This is a genomic window from Luteimonas terricola (assembly GCF_004352845.1).
Lineage (GTDB): Bacteria > Pseudomonadota > Gammaproteobacteria > Xanthomonadales > Xanthomonadaceae > Luteimonas > Luteimonas terricola.
On record NZ_SJRX01000015.1, the window covers coordinates 1 to 16857 of the forward strand.

The following is a 16857-nucleotide window of genomic DNA, read 5'->3' on the forward strand; positions in this document are numbered from 1 at the left end:
GGGGCTCGGCGTTGTTGCAACTGCGCGAGATGCCCGCTTTGCTCCTGGGGCCACCGCGCACTGTTGCGCACCGGGTGCCAAGGCCCTTGAGAGCGAAGTCAAGGAGGAGGCGATGGCCGCAGGCCATCGCCGGGGGACATGAGCACTCAAGGGCCTTGGCACCCGGCGCCCGCGCTGTATCAATGGCGCGCCAGTCCTTCAGTCGGGAAAGGAACCAGAAATTCAGGCCGCCCGCGTCACGCGGCCGTGTTCCACGTGGAACACTGTGGCTGGGCCCACGGGCTGCAAGAGGTCGGTGCCGGTAATGAAGGCCTGCGCCGGGATTGATGCCAGGAACGCCAGCACACGTTCGCGATGGGCCGCATCCAGCTCCGAGGCCAGGTCATCCAGCGCGATCACGGGCCAGTCCGCACGCTCGGCGGCGCAGTCGGCGGCCTGTGCGAACAGGCAGGACAGCGCGGCGAGCTTGGCCTGGCCCCGGGAGAGGGCTTCCCCCTCCGCCTTGCCCGCCAGGCGCAGCTTCCAGTCCGCGCGGTGGGGTCCGACGCTGGTGTGGCCAAGGAACTGGTCGCGCTCGCGGGCCACCGCCAGCGCATCGGCCAGGGACAGGCTCGAGCGGCGCCAGCCAGGCTCGAAGTCCAGGACCATCTCCCCCAGCGCCGGGGCCAGGGCCGCAGCCACCGGTGCGAGGCGCTCCTGCAGCCGATTCAGGTACAGGCCCCGACGCCGGGTCAGCTCTTCCCCGGACGCGGCGAGCTCGTGGTCCCAGGCGGAGATCTGCGATCCCGGGGCTCCCGACTTGAGCAGGGCATTGCGCTGCTTCAGGGCCCGGGAATACCGCCGCCACAGGGGCAGAAAGCCCTGTTCCACGTGGAACAGGCCCCAATCGACAAAGCGGCGGCGTGGCTCTCCCCCCCCGGACACAAGGGCGTGGCTGCCGGGTTCGAAGGTCACCACCATGAACGCCGCGCAGAGTTCGCCCAGGTGGCTGACCGGCTCACCGTCCAGCCTGGCCTCCCAGCTGCCGCCGGCGTGGCGGAGCCCGGCCCGATGGCTGCCCTCTTCGCCTTCAACCCGCCATTCGGCAAACACCTCGACCGCGTCCCGGCCCGTGCGCACCAGGCCATCGCGCACGCGGCCCCGGAAGCTGCGCCCATACGCCAGCAGGTGCAGGCCCTCAAGCAGACTGGTCTTGCCCGCGCCATTGGGACCGGACAGCATATTCAGGCCCGGCCCGGGCTGCAGCGCCACCTCGGCCAGGTTGCGCAGGTCGCGCAGCTCGAAGCGGCTCAGAAGCACCGCGGCGCGCCCGGAAAAGAAGAACGCCCGGGCAATGCCGGGCGTCCGTGTTCCACGTGGAACCCCGCAGGGTTCACAGCCGCAGCGGCATCACGACGTGGCGCGAGCGCTCGTTCGCGGCCTCGCGGACCAGGGCCGACGAGTTCGCGTCGCGCAGCGCCAGCACCACGGTCTCGTCGCGCAGCGCGCTCAGGGCGTCCAGCAGGTAGTTGACGTTGAAACCCACCGCCAGGCCGTCGACCGTCGTGTCGGCCTCGATTTCCTCCTGCGCCTCTTCCTGTTCCGGGTTGTGGGCATTGATCTTCAGCTGCCCCGGCGACACCTCGATGCGCACGCCGCGGTACTTCTCGTTGGACAGGATCGCCGCGCGCTGCAGCGCGGCGCGCAGCACCTCGCGGTCGACCCTGACCTCGCGGTCGGCGCCGATCGGGATCACGGCCTCGTAATCGGGGAAGCGCCCGTCGATCAGCTTGCTGGTGAAGGTCACATCGTCACGCTTGACGCGGATATGGTTGCGGCCCATTTCCAGCTCGAGCACGCGGTCGCCGCCCTCGAGCAGGCGCTGCAGCTCGCTCACGCCCTTGCGCGGCACGATGATCTGGCGCTTGGACTGGCTGCTGCCGCTGAGTTCGGCTTCGCACAGCGCCAGCCGGTGGCCGTCGGTGGCCACACAGCGCAAACGGTGGTCGCCGAGGTCGAACAGCAGGCCGTTGAGGTAATACCGGACGTCCTGCTGGGCCATGGCGAACGCGGTGCGCTCGATCAGCTCCTTCAGCGCTGCCTCCGGCACCTCGACCCGCTCGGTCGCTTCGACCTCGTCGATCGACGGGAAGTCGTTGGCCGGCAGGCTCGCCAGCGTGAAGCGGCTGCGTCCGGCCTGCACGGTGATCTTGTCGCCGGTCTGGCTGACGGTGACCTTGCTGCCGTCGGGCAGGGCACGAACGATGTCGAACAGCTTCCGGGCGGGAATCGTGACCTCGCCGTCCTGGGCATCGTCGACCGCGCAGCGCGCGATCATCTCGACTTCCAGGTCGGTGCCCGTCAGCGACAGCTGGCCGTCTTTCACCAGCGCCAGCAGGTTTGCGAGCACCGGCAGCGTCTGCCGGCGTTCGACCACGTTGACGACCTGCGCCAACGGCTTGAGGAAGGCTTCTCGCTGCAGACTGAAACGCATGCCGGTGGTGTCCCCTTGCCCTAGCTCTTGAATAGGATAAATAACTAAATGCGGTGGTGGTGGTGTCGGAGAAAACGGTTGAGAACTACCACAACGCACTGATTTATAACGATTTAATCGAACTACAACCCCGTGGACAAGGCCCAGCCGCCGATGCGGACAAGCTGTGGACAACTTTGGGGCCCGATACCCGTCCCGCAGTTGTCCACAGCTTGCCCCCCGTCCGTCCACCGGCCCCTGGGCCGTGGAACGGACCTCATTCGCTGAGCTTGCGGATGAGCTTGTCCCAGTCTTCGCGAAGCTTGCCATCGGTCTGCGAGAGGGTGCGGATCTGACGGCAGGCGTGCAGGACCGTGGTGTGGTCCCGACCACCGAAGGCGTCGCCGATCTCAGGCAGGCTGTGTTCGGTGAGTTCCTTGGCCAGCGCCATCGCCATCTGGCGGGGGCGGGCCAGTGAACGCGTCCGCTTCTTGCCCAGCAGGTCCTTCATCTGGAGTCCGTAGTAGTCTGCCACGGTCTTCTGGATATTGGTGATGCTGATCGCCACCTGCTGTGCGCGCAGCAGGTCGCGCAGGGTTTCCTGGGCGAATTCCTGCGTGATCGCGCGCCCGGTGAAGTTGGCCTGGGCCGACAGGGTGTTCAGTGCGCCCTCGAGGTCGCGCACGTTCGACGGCATCTTCTTCGCAAGCAGGAACGCCACGTCCTCGGGGATATGGGTGCCGCGCTCGCGCGCCTTGGCCAGCACGATCGCGGCCCGGGTCTCGAAGTCGGGCGGGTCGATCGCCACCGGCAGGCCCCAGGCCAGGCGCGACTTCAGCCGCGGCTCCAGGCCCTCGACTTCGCGCGGGAAGCGGTCGCAGGTCATGATGATCTGCTGCCGGCCCTCGAACAGCGCATTGAAGGTGTGGAAGAACTCCTCCTGGGTGCGGTCCTTGCCGGCGAAGAACTGGATGTCGTCGATCAGCAGCGCGTCGAGCTGCTGGAACTGGCGCTTGAACAGGTCGGCCGTGCGCTCCTGCAGCGAGCGGAAGAACGCGCTGTAGAAGTCGTTCGAGCGCATGTACAGCACGCGTGCGGACGGATTGTTCCGGCGCATCTCGTTGCCGGCGGCGAACATCAGGTGGGTCTTGCCCAGCCCCGTGCCCCCGTACAGGAGCAGCGGGTTGTGGGCGCGCTCGCCCGGCTTCTGAGCGGCCTGCCAGGCGGCGGCGCGGCCGAGCTGGTTGCTGCGGCCCTCGACGAAGTTGTCGAAGGTGTAGTGGTTGTCGAGGTTGCCGTGGAAGGCGGCGGCGCCGGCGGCCGCGCTCGCAGCGGTGGCCGCGGCCGTGGCCGGAGCGCGCACGGGCCCGGCGGCGCGGGGCAGGGAGCCGATCTCCAGCGACACTTCGCCGCTGCCGCCGAAGAAGCCCAGCAGCTCGCGGATCCGCGGCATGTAGCGCTCGTGCACCGCATCGCGCACGAAGGCATTGGGCGCGTAAAGCACGGTCGCGTCGTCGCGGCGCGCAGCCTGCAGTGGCCGCAGCCACGTATGCACGTCCTCGGCCGGAAACTCGGCTTCCAGACGTTCGAGGCAGCGGGGCCAGGCATCCATGTGTGCGTTCGACATACCGACAGCGGGACCGGTCGCGCTGCGTGACGGGCCACGTGCGGCGGGCGGTGGAAGAGGGGCAGCCAGCCTACCATCGCACCCCGGCGCCTGCGCGCCGGCGGTCGCCGCGCCGGGGATTGCGACGCCGCTATTTGACCGGACCACGGCCGCGGCCTAGAATCTCCGGTTCTTTCCGCTGCGTCACGCTCGAGCATCCCATGGCCACCAAGCGCACCTACCAACCCAGCAACCTCAAGCGCAAGCGCGACCACGGCTTCCGTGCCCGCATGGCGACTGCCGACGGCCGCAAGATCCTGGCCCGCCGCCGCGCCAAGGGCCGCAAGCGCCTCAGCGCCTGATGTTGCCGGGCGGCCCGCAAGCCGGCCGCCCCGCCGCGATCCGCAATCCCATGGACCGCCGCTTGCCACGCCAAGCGCGCGTTCGCGCGCGCGCGGAATTCGACCGTGTGTTCGGCGAAGGCCGCCGCACCGGAACGCCGCTGCTGGCATTGCACCTCCATCGCGATGACCAGCCGCCGCGCCTGGGCCTGGCGGTCTCGCGCAAGGTCGATCGTCGCGCCGTCGGCCGCAACCGCATCAAGCGCGCACTGCGCGAAGAGTTCCGTGCCCTGCGTGCCGGATTGCCTGCCGCCGCCTATGTCGTGGTCGCGCGCGCCGCAGCGGCCACGGCCAGCCGCGCCGAGCTGCGCGCGGCCTTCCACGATGCCCTGCGCCGCGCCGGCGCGTTGCCCGCGCCGGACCTGACCGGCACAATGCCCGCCGCTTCCCCCGTTCCCGTCACGACGCCGCGTCCCACCGGCGAATGAGCCTGCCTGCCCGATGAACCAGACCCGTACCTTCCTGATCTTCGCCTGGCTGATGGTGGCGACCCTGCTGTGGATGGAATGGGGCAAGGAACAGCGGGCGCCGCAGCCCGATGCCGTGGCGGCCGCTGCCGCTGCGGATCCCGCGGCCGCGATCCCCGGCGCCCCGGCCCCGAGCGGCGTGGACGCCCCCGGCACGGTGCCGGGCGCCGTGCCCCAGGCGCCGGCGGTGGCCGCGGTGCCGGGCGTGGCTGCGCCCACCGCGCCGGCGGCATCGGCCGGGCTGGTGCGCGTGCGCACCGATGTCCTCGACCTCGCCCTGCGCGGCGGTGCCGTTGCGCGCGCCGACCTGCTGCTGTTTCCGCAGACCCGCGCCGAGGACAGCCCGCCGGTGCGCCTGTTCGACGATACGCCGGCGAGCTTCTACGCCGCGCAGAGCGGCTGGGTCAGCGCAAGCAGCGTCGCGCCCAGCCATGAGGCCGGTTTCGTACCGGAATCGCCAGGCACCGATTACGTCCTGGCCGCCGATGCCGACACGCTCGAAGTGCCCTTCGTCTGGCACGGCCCCGAGGGCGTCAGCATCCGTCGCAGCTACGTGCTCACGCGCGGCAGCTACGCCATCGAGGTCCGCGACACCGTTTACAACCGCAGCGAGTCGCTTTGGCAGGGCCATGCCTACCGCCAGCTGACGCGCCTGCCGCAGGTGCTCAAGACCGGCTGGACCAACCCCGAATCCTTCAGCCTCTACGGCGCCACCTGGTTCAGCCCCGGCGAGGGCTACCAGCGCGTGCGCTACGCCAAGTTCGAAGACGAGGGTCCGGTCAACGTGCGCCAGACCGGCGGCTGGGTGGCCATGCTCCAGCACCACTTCTTCAGCGCCTGGATCCCCGGCCCGCACGACGAGGTGACCGTCTCGCTGCAGGCCACCACCGGCGCCGGCGGCGCGCCGCAGTACCTGATCCGCGAGATGGGCCCGGGCCTGGCGGTCGCGCCGGGCGACGAGGGCAGCATCAGCGCGCGCCTGTGGGTGGGCCCGAAGCTGGTCGGCCAGATCAAGGCGCAGCAGGTGCCTGGCCTCGACCGCGCGGTCGACTACAGCCGCTTCGCGCTGTTCGCCTTCCTCGGCGAGGGCCTGTTCTGGATCCTCAACAAGCTCCACGGCCTGTTCCAGAACTGGGGCTGGTCGATCATCGGCCTGGTGGTGGTGGTCAAGGGCATCATGTATCCGCTGTCGAAGGCGCAGTACCGGTCGATGGCGAAGATGCGCCGCTTCCAGCCGCGCATCCAGCAGCTCAAGGAGCGCTACGGCGACGACAAGCAGAAGTTCCAGGTCGCCATGATGGAGCTGTACAAGAAGGAGAAGATCAATCCCGTCGGCGGCTGCCTGCCGGTGCTGCTGCAGATGCCGATCTGGCTGGCGCTGTACTGGGTGCTGCTGGAGTCCGTCGAGCTGCGCCATGCGCCGTGGATGGGCTGGATCCAGGACCTGACCGCGCGCGATCCGCTGTTCATCCTGCCGGTGCTCAACATCGCGGTGATGTGGGCGACGCAGAAGCTGACGCCGATGGTGGGCATGGATCCGATGCAGCAGAAGATGATGCAGCTGATGCCGCTGATCTTCGGCGTGTTCATGATCTTCTTCCCCTCGGGCCTGGTGCTGTACTGGGTCACCAACGGCGCGCTGGGCCTGGCGCAGCAGTGGTGGCTGATCCGCAAGTACGCGGAGCCCGCGCCGGCCAAGGCGGCCGCCGTCTCCGGCGACTGATCCGGCGCGGCGGAGGCGGCGGGCCATGGCCACCGATACCATCGTCGCGGTCGCGACCCCGCCGGGCAGTGGCGGGGTCGGCATCGTCCGCCTGTCGGGACCCGCCGCACCCGGGATCGCCGCCGCGATCTGCGGCCGTGACCTGCAGCCGCGCCAGGCCCACCACGCCCGTTTCCTCGACGCCGCCGGCGAGCCCATCGACGACGGCATCGCGCTGCGGTTCGCTGCGCCGGCCAGCTACACCGGCGAGGACGTGGTGGAGCTGCAGGGCCACGGCAATCCGGTGCTGCTGCAGGCCCTGGTCGCACGCTGCTGCGCGCTGGGCGCGCGGATGGCGCGTCCGGGCGAGTTCACCGAGCGCGCCTTCCTCAACGGCCGCCTCGACCTGGCCCAGGCCGAGGCCGTGGCCGACCTCGTCGCCGCGGGCGACCTGACCGCCGCGCGCGCCGCCCGCCGTTCGCTGGACGGCGAGTTCTCGCGCCGCGTGGATGCCCTCGCCGAAGACCTGGTGGCGATCCGCGTGCACGCCGAAGCCGCGATCGATTTCGCCGACGAGCCGCTGGAGACGCTCGGCGGGGCGGCGCTTGCGGCGCGCCTAGGCCGTGCCCGCGACGATCTCGCCGCGCTGCTGGCCGCCGCCGACCGCGGCCGCCGCCTGCGCGACGGCCTGCACGCGGTGATCGTCGGCCCACCCAATGCGGGCAAGAGTTCGCTGCTCAACGCGCTGGCCGGCAGCGACCGCGCGATCGTCACCGATGTCGCGGGCACGACCCGCGACCTGCTCCGCGAGACCGTCCACGTCGACGGCGCCGAACTGGCCCTGGTCGATACCGCCGGCCTGCGCGCCGGCGGCGACGCCATCGAGCGCGAAGGCATGCGTCGTGCGCGCGGCGAACTGGCGCGCGCGGAGCTGGCGATCGTGGTGCTCGACGCGCGCGATCCGGAGGCCGGGCGCGCAGCGGTTGCTTCCGATCTCGCCGGCGTGCCGCGGGTGCTCTGGCTGCACAACAAGTCCGACCTGCTGCCGCCCGGCGCGCCGGTGCCGCCGGCCGGCGAACTGCGCGTATCCGCGACCAGGGGCCAGGGCATGGAAGCGCTGCACGCACGCCTGCGCACGCTGGTGGTGGGCGAGGGCGCCGCGGCCGAGGGTGAGTTCACCGCGCGCGCGCGCCACGTCGACGCGCTGGGCCGCGCTGCCGCGCACCTGGAGGCGGCAGCGTCCGCGCTGGGGATCGAGGCGCTGGAGCTTGCAGCGGATTCATTGCGTGATGCACATTACGATTTGGGCGACATCAGCGGTCGGATCGGGGCCGACGCGCTGCTTGGCCACATCTTTTCGAGCTTCTGCATCGGCAAGTAGCGCAGGGGCGATCGGGCACCGGGGTGTTGACAAACCGCCCCGTGTGTCGCGTCCTACGCATTCGTGCGTATCCGCACACTCAGGGGGAGTACAAACAGATGTCCTTGAACAACCAAGCATCCGCGGGGGGGATCCTGCCGAGGCTGGCCCTCGCCGCGGCCCTCGTCGTGGCCATCTCGGCCTGCGGCAAGGACGAGGCTGCGGCACCCGCGGGCGATGCCGCCGCCGGCCCCGCCGCCGAGCAGACCGTCGAAACTGCGCCGGATGCCGCCGTGCAGGTCGCCGCCCAGGCCGATGCCCTGGCCGGACTCGGCGCCGATGAACTCCGCGAGCGCGGCCGCGCCGCGTATGCCGAAAGCCGCCTGTATGCGCCGCCCGGCGACAATGCGCTGGAGTACTACCTGGCGCTGCGCGAGAAGTCGCCCGGCGACGCCGCCGTGGCCAGCGCGCTGACCGACCTGATGCCGATGCTGGTGATTGCGACCGAGCAGGCCCGCGACCGCGAGGACTTCGACGAGGCCGGCCGCCTGGCGGCCCTGGTCGCACGCGCCGACGCCAACCATCCGGCGCTGTCGCGCCTGCAGGACACGATCGCCGGTGCCAGCGATGCCGCGCAGCGCCGCGTCGCGCAGCAGGCGCTCAGCGCCGAGCAGGAAGCCGAACGCCAGCGCCTGCTCGCTGCGGAGCGCGAACGCGCCCAGGCCGAGCAGCAGCGTCAGGCGGCCGCACAGCTGGTCGAGCAACAGCAGGTCGCCGAGCGCGAAGCCGCCGAGCGCGCCGACGCCGAGCGCGTCGCCGCGGAGCAGCGTGCCGCCGAACAGCGCGCCGCGGAGCAGCGGCAGGCCGCGACGCCCGCGCCGGCCGCCGCCGCGCCCACGCTGCGCCCGTTGAGCACGCCGGCCCCCAGCTACCCGACCGACGCGCTGCGCGCCGGCCAGTCGGGCGAGGTCCAGGTGGAGTTCACCGTCGCGCCCGACGGCAGCATCAGCGATGCCCGCGTGGTCCGTGCCGACCCGCCGCGGGTGTTCGACCGCGCCGCGGTGGCGGCCGTCCGCCGCTGGCGCTTCGAGCCCATTGCCGAGCCGGTCACCACGCGACGCACGATCGCCTTCAACCCGGGCGGCTGACACATCGTCAATCGCGTGATCATCGAAAAGCCCGGCATGGCCGGGCTTTTTATTGCTTCTTCTCCCAACTGAGGGAATGGCGCGCCATAGCTACAGCGCGGGCGCCGGGTGCCAAGGCCCTTGAGTGCTCATGTCCCCCGGCAATGGCCTGCGGCCATCGCCTCCTCCTTGACTTCGCCCTCAAGGGCCTTGGCACCCGGTGCGCAGCAGTACGCGGTGGCCCGGGAGCAAAAGCCGGGCATCGTGCGTACTCCAGCCGAAGCCGAGCCCCGTCGTGGCCGGGAGGCCTTCGCGGGGAAGTCAAGGAGGAGGCATCCGCCGCCAGGCGGATGCCGGGGGACATGAGCCGCGAAGGCCTCCCGGCCGCGACGGGGCCCTCACGGTCACGACGAAGCATGGCGAAGGAAGCAGACACTCCTCGTCGAAACCGCTTCCCCTGAGTTGGGAGATGAACTTTTTTTCTGCTTCGCAACCCGGAACCTCAGGCCGAGATCGCCAGCTTCTCGCGGTGGTACAGGCGCGAGGCCATCAGCCACAGCACCAGCGCCAGTCCGAATCCCGAGGCGAAGTAGACCAGCCATTCCATCGGCGCGATCCATTCGCTGCGCACCAGCTTCAGCACCATCTGGTTCTGCGCCAGGAACGGCACCGCGAACTGCCACAGCTGTTCCTTCACCGGGCTCACCATCAGCACCACCGTGGGGATGATCGGCAGCAGCATGAGCACGCTCATGTAGCTCTGTGCCTCCTTCACCGACTTCACGCTGGCCGAGATCAGGGTCAGGAGCGTGCAGCCGATCAGCACGATCGGGGCCAGCACCAGCAGCAGCATCGCCAGCATGCCCGGCGTCATCGCCACCATCTGCAGCGCGCGCGGCGCCAACGCCAGACTGACCGCCAGCGCAATCAGGATCAGCACCTGGCTGAGCAGGCCCAGCGCGGTGGCGGCGAGGATCTTGCCGCTCATCAGTGCGCTGCGCGAACTCGGCGTGGCCAGCAGCGGTTCCAGCGACTGCCGCTCGCGTTCGCCGGCGGTGACGTCGATCACCATGTAGGCGCCGCCGACGAAGGCGCTGAAGATCAGCAGGTAGGGCAGGAACGCCAGCAGCATGCCGCGCCGCGATTCAAGCGTTGCCACGTCGCGCTGCGCCACCATCACCGCGACCGTGGCCTCGGGGCTGATGCCGCGGCTGATCATGCGCAGCGCGCCGACCTGCTGGCCGTACTCGCCCAGCGCCCTGCGCACGCGTTCCACGGGAATCCGCGAATCCTGTCGCGAGGAGTCGTAGAGGATCTCGATCGTGGCCATGCGGCTTTCGCGCCACTGCTCCGGAAACCCGGCCGGGATCCGCAGCACCACGTCATGGTCCTGCTCGCGCAAGGCGCGCTCCGCGTCCTCCGGCGGGGCGATGGCATCGATGTCCCGCGTGCCAAGGTGGCGCACCAGGTTGGGCGCGTGTTCAGCGCCGATCACCGGCAGCTCCAGCACCGATTCGAGCTGCGTGCGCGCGCGCTTCTCCGCCATCGAACTCATGCCCAGGATCAGCACCGGGAACAGCAGCGGGCCCATCAGCAGGCCGAGCAGGACCGTACGCCGGTCGCGGAACAGGTCCAGCAGTTCCTTGCGGGCGACGGTCAGCACCGTGTTGTTGAAGAGGCTCATGCGGACAGGCCCTCCTCGGTGCCGATCAGTTGGACGAACGCGTCTTCGAGATTGTCTTCGCCCGATTGTGCGCGGAGCTCATCGGGGGTGCCGTTGGCGCGCACTTCGCCCTGGGCGATGATCACGATGCGATCGCAGAGCGCGGCCACCTCCTGCATGATGTGGCTGCTGAAGATCACGCAGTGGCCCTGCGCCCGCAGCTCCTGCAGGAAGGCGCGCAGGCCGCGGGTGGTCATCACGTCCAGGCCGTTGGTGGGTTCGTCGAGGATCACGTTGCGCGGCGAGTGCACCAGGGCGCGTGCGATCGCGGTCTTGGTACGCTGCCCCTGCGAGAAACCTTCGGTGCGACGGTCGAGGAAATCCTCCATGCCCAGCGTGCGCGCGAGCTCGTCGATGCGCACGGCGATGGTCGCGTCGTCCATGCCGTAGAGGCGCCCGAAGTAGGTGATGTTCTCGCGGGCGGTCAGGCGCTTGTAGACGCCGCGCGCGTCGGGCAGCACGCCCAGCCGGCGGCGCACCGCGGTGGCATCGCGCTGCGCGTCCAGGCCGTCCACGCGCACGCTGCCGCGCTCGGGGGTCATCAGCGTGTAGAGCATGCGCAGGGTGGTGGTCTTGCCGGCGCCGTTGGGTCCGAGCAGGCCGGTGATCTCGCCGTCGCGGGCGGTGAAGCCGACGCCGCGCACCGCGTGCACCGGTCCGGACTTGGCCTTGAAGGTCTTGTGCAGGTCGTGGACTTCGATCATCTCAGGGCTCCCAGCCGTAATAACCGGCGAACGGCGGCGCGGGCGCGAGGCGGTCCAGGCAGGTGGCGTCGATGTCCTGTGCGTCGGCGCGCTCGACGAACTGCGCGAACAGCTTCGGCATGCAGCCGGTGCCGATCACGTTGTGGCCCTGTCCGGATGCCACCAGGTGGCGGCCACGGGCCAGGTGGGCGACGACCTCGTCGCCGTAGTGCGGCGGTGTCACCGGGTCGAACTCGCCGCTGATCGCAAGCACCGGCAGGTCGCCGGCGAGCGGATCGCGGAAGCCGTCCGCGCGTGGCGCCGTCGGCCAGGCGTCGCACTGCGCCTGGAACAGCGCCACCATCTCGTTGCCGAGCACGCTGCCGTCGTCGCCCGGCAAGGCGGCCATCTCGGACACGTCCTCGGTGCAGATCACCGACAGCTGCATGCCGTGCGCCATCTGGTCGCCAAGCGAGGCCATCAGCATCCGCGACTGCGCAAGCAGCGGCGCGTAGCGGCCGTTCGCGGCGTCGTGCAGCAGCAGCGGCAGGGTGGCTGCGGCCGCGGGCTGGTAGGAGAACATCCGCAGCAGGATGGCGAGGTGGCCGAAGGTGGGGGTCTCCTCCAGCCATTCGCCGCTCACCGGATCGCGGTAGCTCACCGTGGCCAGGTCGCCGGCCTCGAGCGCCGCGCGCACGGCCGGAAGCTGCAGGGCGGGATCGCCGAGGTTGCCGACGCAGGCGGGTTCTTCGCGGCAGCGCGCGAACTGCGCGTCCAGGGCCTGCTCCAGGTTCCGTGCGTGTTCCTGGCCCAGCACCATGGAGTTGGGCACCACGCCATCGAGCACCACGCTGCGCGTGGACTGCGGGAACGCCTTGGCGTACTGCTGCGCCACGCGCGTGCCGTAGGAGATGCCGACCAGGTTGAGCCGGGGCGCGTCGATGGCCTGGCGCACCAGCTCGAGGTCGCGGACGTGGTCCATGGTGCCGTAGCGGCGCAGATCGCTACCGGCGGCCAGTGCATCGCGGCAGCGTCCGGTGAACGCGCGCATGGCCCCGGGCGTCATGTCCTCGGCGCCGAAGGCGTTGTCTCCGTCCTCGTCCTTGCAGTGCAGCGGGTGCGAGCCGCCGGTACCGCGGGCGTCGACCAGGAGCACGTCGCGGGCGCGGTTCACGTCGGCGAAGGCCGCCGCGACGGTGGGATACGACTCCAGCGCGGACTGTCCCGGGCCGCCGGCGATCATCACCACGGGATCGGGTTCGGCCGGGCTCTTCGCGGGCAGGAGGGCGATCGCGAGTTCGATCTGGCGGCCGTCGGGGGCTTGGTGGTCCTCGGGCACGGTGAAGCCTGCACACTGCGCTTCCACCGCGCGGGCGCCGACGGCGCTCAGCGAGCAGGATTCAAACGCGATGTCGCCCTTGCGCAGATCGCCGTCGGCGGTGGCGTCGTTCCCCGGCGGGCTGCAGCCCGCGAGCGCCATCATCAGCGCAGCCGCGAGCAGGGCGGCGGGAGTGGATGCACGTCGTCTCATGCGGGTTCCTTGGTGTGGAGCAGTGCCAGGCAGGACGCCCGGTGGCGCGGGAGTGTGACCGGCCAGCGGCCGCCGCGCAGCTTACTTGCTGCTGACGTACTTCTCGCGGCGGATCCGGGGCACCGGCAGCCCGTGCTCCTTCAGCGCTTCGAAACAGGCGTCGACCATGTCCGGATTGCCGCAGAGGTAGGCGATGTCACCCTCGGCCGAAGGCGCGAACTCGCCCAGGAACTGCTGGACGTAACCGTGGCGCACGTCGGGATGGTCCTGGGCCGAGCCCGGTGCGGGCAGTTCGCGCGAGAAGCAGGGCACGAAGCGGAAGCCGGGATGGGCGTCGGCGAAGGCGCGGAACTCGTCGCCGTACAGCAGCTCCGCGGGCGTGCGTGCGCCGAACAGCAGCACCACCTCGATGCCGCGCTCGGCGATGGCCTTTTCGATCAGCGGCAGCATGGCCCGGTACGGGGTCACGCCGGTGCCGGTGCCGACCAGCAGGTAGCGGCGGTTGTCGTCGGCGGGCTGCAGGCAGAAGCGGCCGAAGGGGCCGCTGGCCTGCACCGTGCCGCCGATCTCCAGGGTCTCGAACAGCGCGGTGGCGGCGCCGCCGGGCACATAGCTGACCGCGACCTCCACCAGCTCGCCCGGCCCCATCGCGTGGTCGTGGATGGTCGCCAGCGAGTAGCTGCGCTTGGTGGCCGTGCCGTCGGCATAGCTGAAATGCACCTGCACGAACTGCCCGGGGATGTAGTCCAGGGGCAGCCCGTCGTCGCGGGTGAATGCGAGGTGGGCGACCGTGGGCGCCAGCATGCGGCGCGAAACGAGCTTGAGGGGGAACAGTGCAGGCACGTTGGAACAGACCATTGCCGGGCGACTGCCCGCAGGCCTTCTATAATACCGCCCCGCCGCGACCTCCCGCGGCAAGGAGCACCGATGAACCAGGCCGTCACGCCCGCCGCGCTCTCGGTACGGGACCTGCGCAAGACCTACGACAACGGCGTCGAGGCCCTCAAGGGCGTCTCGCTCGACGTCGTGCCCGGCGATTTCTACGCACTCCTCGGCCCCAACGGCGCCGGCAAGTCGACCCTGATCGGCATCATTTCGTCGCTGGTCAACAAGACCGCGGGCGAGGTGCGCGTGTTCGATGTCGACATCCACGCCGAACGCAGCCGGGCCATGCGCCTGCTCGGCCTGGTGCCGCAGGAACTCAACTTCAACATGTTCGAGAAGCCGCTCGACATCCTGGTCAACTACGCCGGCTTCTACGGCATTCCGCGCGCCGAGGCCATCGTCCGCGCCGAGGCCGAACTGCGCTCGGCGCAGCTCTGGGACAAGGCGCAGATGATGAGCCGCACGCTGTCGGGCGGCATGAAGCGCAGGCTGATGATCGCCCGCGCCATGATGACCCGGCCGCGCCTGCTGATCCTCGACGAGCCCACCGCCGGCGTCGACATCGAGATCCGCCGCGGCATGTGGCAGACGCTGCGCCGGATCAACGCGTCGGGCACCACCATCATCCTCACCACGCACTACCTGGAAGAGGCCGAGAACCTCTGCCGCAACCTGGCGATCATCGACCACGGCCGCATCGTCGAGTCGGGGCCGATGCGCTCGCTGCTGGCGAAGCTCGATGTCGAGGGCTTCCTGCTCGACGTAGAGGACGCGCTGCCGGACACGCTGCCGGAGATCCCGGGTGCCGAGGTGCGCGCGGTGGATGCACATACGCTCGATGTCGACATGCCGCGCGCGATGGACCTCAACCGCGTGTTCGCCGCGCTCGATGCCGCCGGCATCCACGTGCGTTCGATGCGCAACAAGTCCAACCGGCTGGAGGAGCTGTTCGTGCGCATGACCGGCGACGCCACGCCGGCGGCCGCGGCCACGGGAGCGGCGGCATGAGCGGCATGGGCGTGAACGCCGGCAACCCGGCCGGAAACGGTGGCAGCCTGCGCCCCAACCTGGTCGCGCTGGGCACGGTCGCCCGCCGCGAGGTCATGCGCATCCTGCGCATCTGGAGCCAGACCCTGGTGCCGCCGGCGATCACCATGACGCTGTACTTCCTGATCTTCGGCGGCCTGATCGGCAGCCGCATCGGGACCATGGACGGCATCACCTACATGGATTTCATCGTCCCGGGCCTGGTGATGATGAGCGTGATCCAGAACAGCTACGGCAACATCTCGTCGAGCTTCTTCGGCGCCAAGTTCGGCCGCCACATCGAGGAGCTGCTGGTCAGCCCGATGCCGCCATGGGTGATCCTGGGCGGCTACGTCGCGGGCGCGGTGATGCGCGGAGTGATGGTGGGCGTGATCGTGCTCTGCATCGCGATGCTGTTCACCACGGTGCGCATCCCGCATCCGTGGGTGACGTTGTCGACGGTGCTGCTGGGCGCGACGATCTTCTCGCTGGCCGGCTTCGTCAACGCGGTGTTCGCCAAGAAGTTCGACGACGTCGCCATCGTGCCGATCTTCATCCTCACCCCGCTGACTTACCTCGGCGGCGTGTTCTATTCGGTCACGCTGCTGCCGTCGTGGGCCGAGAAGCTCACCTACGCCAACCCGATCTTCTACATGGTCAACGCCTTCCGCTACGGCCTGCTCGGGCGCGGCGACGTGCCGCTGTGGGTGGCGTACGCGCTGATGCTGGCCTTCGTGGCGGGGCTAGGCACGCTCAGCCTGTGGCTGCTCAAGCGGGGCGTCGGCCTCCGCAGCTGAAGCGCGCCGGGTGCCAGGCGCGGTTCACTCAGAGCACTGAGTATGTCTACCCGGCTCCCGGCAGCCTGAAGAACGCGCGCGTGGTGTCCGTGGCGTTCGCTGCGGTCACCGCGACGTCCTCGCCGCGGTCGCGAGCGAGTTCTTCGACGATGTGCGACAGGAACATCGGCTCGTTGCGGCGGTCCTTCGGCATCGGATCCAGCGAACGCGGCAGCAGGTAAGGCGCGTCGGTTTCCACCATCAGCCGGTTGGCCGGGATGTTGCCGACGATCTCGCGCAGGTGCTTGCCCCGGCGCTCGTCGCACAGCCAGCCGGTGATGCCGATGTGCCAGTCGTGGTCGATGCAGTCGAACAGCTCGGCGCGGCTGCCGGTGAAGCAGTGCACCACCGCCGGGCCGATGCGGCCCTCGAAGTCCTTCATGATCGCGACGAAGTCGGCGTGGGCGTCGCGCTGGTGCAGGAACAGCGGCTTGCCGGTGTCCACCGCGATCTCGAGCTGGCGCTCGAAGGCCTTGCGCTGGGCGGGGCGCGGGGAGAAGTCGCGGAAGTAGTCGAGGCCGGTCTCGCCCACGGCCACCACTTCGGGGTGGGCGTGCAGGGCACGCATCTCGGCGTCGCACTCGGCGGTGTACTCGCTGGCGTGATGGGGATGCACGCCGGCGGTGGCGAACAGTTCGCCGGGGTGGGCGCGGGCGAGGTCGAGCGCCATGGGCGAGTGTTCGCGGCTGGCGCCGGTAACGATCATCTGCACGACGCCGGCGGCGCGGGCGCGGGCCATGACCTGGTCGCGGTCGTGGTCGAAGCTGTCGTGGGTGAGGTTGGCGCCGATGTCGATGAGTTGCATGGGGGCATTGTAGGCGAGGCGGATTGCGTGGCCGGCTGCGAACGCTGGTCTTCGGTCGCGGGTCTTGCCGGTAAATGTGCGTCGGGATTTCGCGAGCGAGCACGCTGCTGCGCATTTGAGGGCATGGCGCGCCATTGATACAGCGCGGGCGCGGGGTGCCGGGTGCCAAGGCCCTTGAGTGCTCATGTCCCCCGGCGCTGGCCTGCGGCCAGCGCCTCCTCCTTGACTTCGCTCTCAAGGGCCTTGGCACCCG

Annotated in this window: 15 protein-coding genes; 7 read left to right on the top strand and 8 right to left on the bottom strand. The window is 70.0% G+C overall.

All coding sequences use genetic code 11. The features are described 5' to 3' along the window. Nucleotides 1–222: 222 nt before the first annotated feature. The 3 genes from recF to dnaA all read right to left on the bottom strand — a co-directional run bounded on the left by recF (nucleotide 223) and on the right by dnaA (nucleotide 4064). Nucleotides 223–1299 carry a DNA replication/repair protein RecF gene (gene recF, locus E2169_RS13850; RefSeq protein WP_132987206.1) on the bottom strand — a complete coding sequence of 359 codons (1077 nt, stop codon included), beginning with the start codon at nucleotides 1297–1299 and terminating at the stop codon, nucleotides 223–225. Nucleotides 1300–1372: 73 nt separating this feature from the next. Then, complete coding sequence (gene dnaN, locus E2169_RS13855; protein WP_132987207.1) at nucleotides 1373–2473, bottom strand: DNA polymerase III subunit beta; 1101 nt, start codon at nucleotides 2471–2473, stop codon at nucleotides 1373–1375. A 256-nt stretch (nucleotides 2474–2729) separates the two neighbouring features. After that, nucleotides 2730–4064, bottom strand: coding sequence for a chromosomal replication initiator protein DnaA (dnaA, locus tag E2169_RS13860; protein ID WP_132987208.1), 1335 nt, complete (start codon nucleotides 4062–4064; stop codon nucleotides 2730–2732). A gap of 215 nt (nucleotides 4065–4279) precedes the next feature. Here dnaA and rpmH point away from each other — a divergent pair, with 215 nt between their 5' ends. From rpmH to E2169_RS13885, 5 genes are all read left to right on the top strand, one after another. After that, complete coding sequence (gene rpmH / locus E2169_RS13865; RefSeq protein ID WP_027070414.1) at nucleotides 4280–4420, top strand: 50S ribosomal protein L34; 141 nt, start codon at nucleotides 4280–4282, stop codon at nucleotides 4418–4420. A gap of 50 nt (nucleotides 4421–4470) precedes the next feature. After that, on the top strand, nucleotides 4471–4887 hold the full coding sequence (gene rnpA / locus E2169_RS13870) for a ribonuclease P protein component (protein WP_370465083.1): 417 nt from the start codon (nucleotides 4471–4473) through the stop codon (nucleotides 4885–4887). Between the two features lie 13 nt (nucleotides 4888–4900). Continuing rightward, on the top strand, nucleotides 4901–6649 hold the full coding sequence (gene yidC / locus E2169_RS13875) for a membrane protein insertase YidC (RefSeq protein WP_132987210.1): 1749 nt from the start codon (nucleotides 4901–4903) through the stop codon (nucleotides 6647–6649). A gap of 25 nt (nucleotides 6650–6674) precedes the next feature. After that, entirely contained in the window at nucleotides 6675–8009 is a 1335-nt protein-coding gene (gene mnmE / locus E2169_RS13880) for a tRNA uridine-5-carboxymethylaminomethyl(34) synthesis GTPase MnmE (protein WP_132987211.1), read from the top strand. 104 nt (nucleotides 8010–8113) lie between these two features. Continuing rightward, nucleotides 8114–9136 (top strand): energy transducer TonB, encoded by a 1023-nt coding sequence (locus tag E2169_RS13885; RefSeq protein ID WP_229659069.1) that lies wholly within the window; start codon nucleotides 8114–8116, stop codon nucleotides 9134–9136. Between the two features lie 481 nt (nucleotides 9137–9617). On the opposite strand, the gene E2169_RS13890 is transcribed toward E2169_RS13885, so the two are convergent. The 4 genes from E2169_RS13890 to E2169_RS13905 all read right to left on the bottom strand — a co-directional run bounded on the left by E2169_RS13890 (nucleotide 9618) and on the right by E2169_RS13905 (nucleotide 13910). Beyond that, entirely contained in the window at nucleotides 9618–10799 is a 1182-nt protein-coding gene (locus E2169_RS13890; RefSeq protein WP_132987213.1) for an ABC transporter permease, read from the bottom strand. Continuing rightward, nucleotides 10796–11542, bottom strand: a complete 747-nt coding sequence (locus E2169_RS13895) for an ABC transporter ATP-binding protein (RefSeq protein WP_132987214.1) — start codon at nucleotides 11540–11542, stop codon at nucleotides 10796–10798. Before E2169_RS13895 ends, E2169_RS13890 begins: the two co-directional genes overlap by 4 nt. Before the next feature lies 1 nt (nucleotide 11543). Then, nucleotides 11544–13052, bottom strand: a complete 1509-nt coding sequence (locus tag E2169_RS13900; RefSeq protein ID WP_132987215.1) for an alpha/beta fold hydrolase — start codon at nucleotides 13050–13052, stop codon at nucleotides 11544–11546. An 81-nt stretch (nucleotides 13053–13133) separates the two neighbouring features. Further along, a complete protein-coding gene (locus E2169_RS13905; RefSeq protein WP_165942442.1) occupies nucleotides 13134–13910 on the bottom strand; it encodes a ferredoxin--NADP reductase in 777 nt (258 codons plus the stop codon). 69 nt (nucleotides 13911–13979) lie between these two features. Here E2169_RS13905 and E2169_RS13910 point away from each other — a divergent pair, with 69 nt between their 5' ends. Together E2169_RS13910 and E2169_RS13915 are read left to right on the top strand one after the other, a co-directional pair. Beyond that, nucleotides 13980–14945, top strand: a complete 966-nt coding sequence (locus E2169_RS13910) for an ABC transporter ATP-binding protein (protein WP_132987216.1) — start codon at nucleotides 13980–13982, stop codon at nucleotides 14943–14945. 5 nt (nucleotides 14946–14950) lie between these two features. After that, on the top strand, nucleotides 14951–15760 hold the full coding sequence (locus E2169_RS13915) for an ABC transporter permease (RefSeq protein WP_132987219.1): 810 nt from the start codon (nucleotides 14951–14953) through the stop codon (nucleotides 15758–15760). Between the two features lie 46 nt (nucleotides 15761–15806). On the opposite strand, the gene E2169_RS13920 is transcribed toward E2169_RS13915, so the two are convergent. Beyond that, nucleotides 15807–16604, bottom strand: coding sequence for a TatD family hydrolase (locus E2169_RS13920; protein WP_132987217.1), 798 nt, complete (start codon nucleotides 16602–16604; stop codon nucleotides 15807–15809). Nucleotides 16605–16857 lie beyond the last annotated feature (253 nt).

What these genes read in the sequence shown, in the direction of transcription:
- dnaN (WP_132987207.1), bottom strand. Translation starts at nt 2,473, where the DNA reads ATGCGTTTCAGTCTGCAGCGAGAAGCCTTCCTCAAGCCGTTGGCGCAG.
- dnaA (WP_132987208.1), bottom strand. Translation starts at nt 4,064, where the DNA reads ATGGATGCCTGGCCCCGCTGCCTCGAACGTCTGGAAGCCGAGTTTCCG.
- rpmH (WP_027070414.1), top strand. Translation starts at nt 4,280, where the DNA reads ATGGCCACCAAGCGCACCTACCAACCCAGCAACCTCAAGCGCAAGCGC.
- rnpA (WP_370465083.1), top strand. Translation starts at nt 4,471, where the DNA reads ATGGACCGCCGCTTGCCACGCCAAGCGCGCGTTCGCGCGCGCGCGGAA.
- yidC (WP_132987210.1), top strand. Translation starts at nt 4,901, where the DNA reads ATGAACCAGACCCGTACCTTCCTGATCTTCGCCTGGCTGATGGTGGCG.
- mnmE (WP_132987211.1), top strand. Translation starts at nt 6,675, where the DNA reads ATGGCCACCGATACCATCGTCGCGGTCGCGACCCCGCCGGGCAGTGGC.
- E2169_RS13890 (WP_132987213.1), bottom strand. Translation starts at nt 10,799, where the DNA reads ATGAGCCTCTTCAACAACACGGTGCTGACCGTCGCCCGCAAGGAACTG.
- E2169_RS13895 (WP_132987214.1), bottom strand. Translation starts at nt 11,542, where the DNA reads ATGATCGAAGTCCACGACCTGCACAAGACCTTCAAGGCCAAGTCCGGA.
- E2169_RS13900 (WP_132987215.1), bottom strand. Translation starts at nt 13,052, where the DNA reads ATGAGACGACGTGCATCCACTCCCGCCGCCCTGCTCGCGGCTGCGCTG.
- E2169_RS13905 (WP_165942442.1), bottom strand. Translation starts at nt 13,910, where the DNA reads ATGGTCTGTTCCAACGTGCCTGCACTGTTCCCCCTCAAGCTCGTTTCG.
- E2169_RS13910 (WP_132987216.1), top strand. Translation starts at nt 13,980, where the DNA reads ATGAACCAGGCCGTCACGCCCGCCGCGCTCTCGGTACGGGACCTGCGC.
- E2169_RS13915 (WP_132987219.1), top strand. Translation starts at nt 14,951, where the DNA reads ATGGGCGTGAACGCCGGCAACCCGGCCGGAAACGGTGGCAGCCTGCGC.
- E2169_RS13920 (WP_132987217.1), bottom strand. Translation starts at nt 16,604, where the DNA reads ATGCAACTCATCGACATCGGCGCCAACCTCACCCACGACAGCTTCGAC.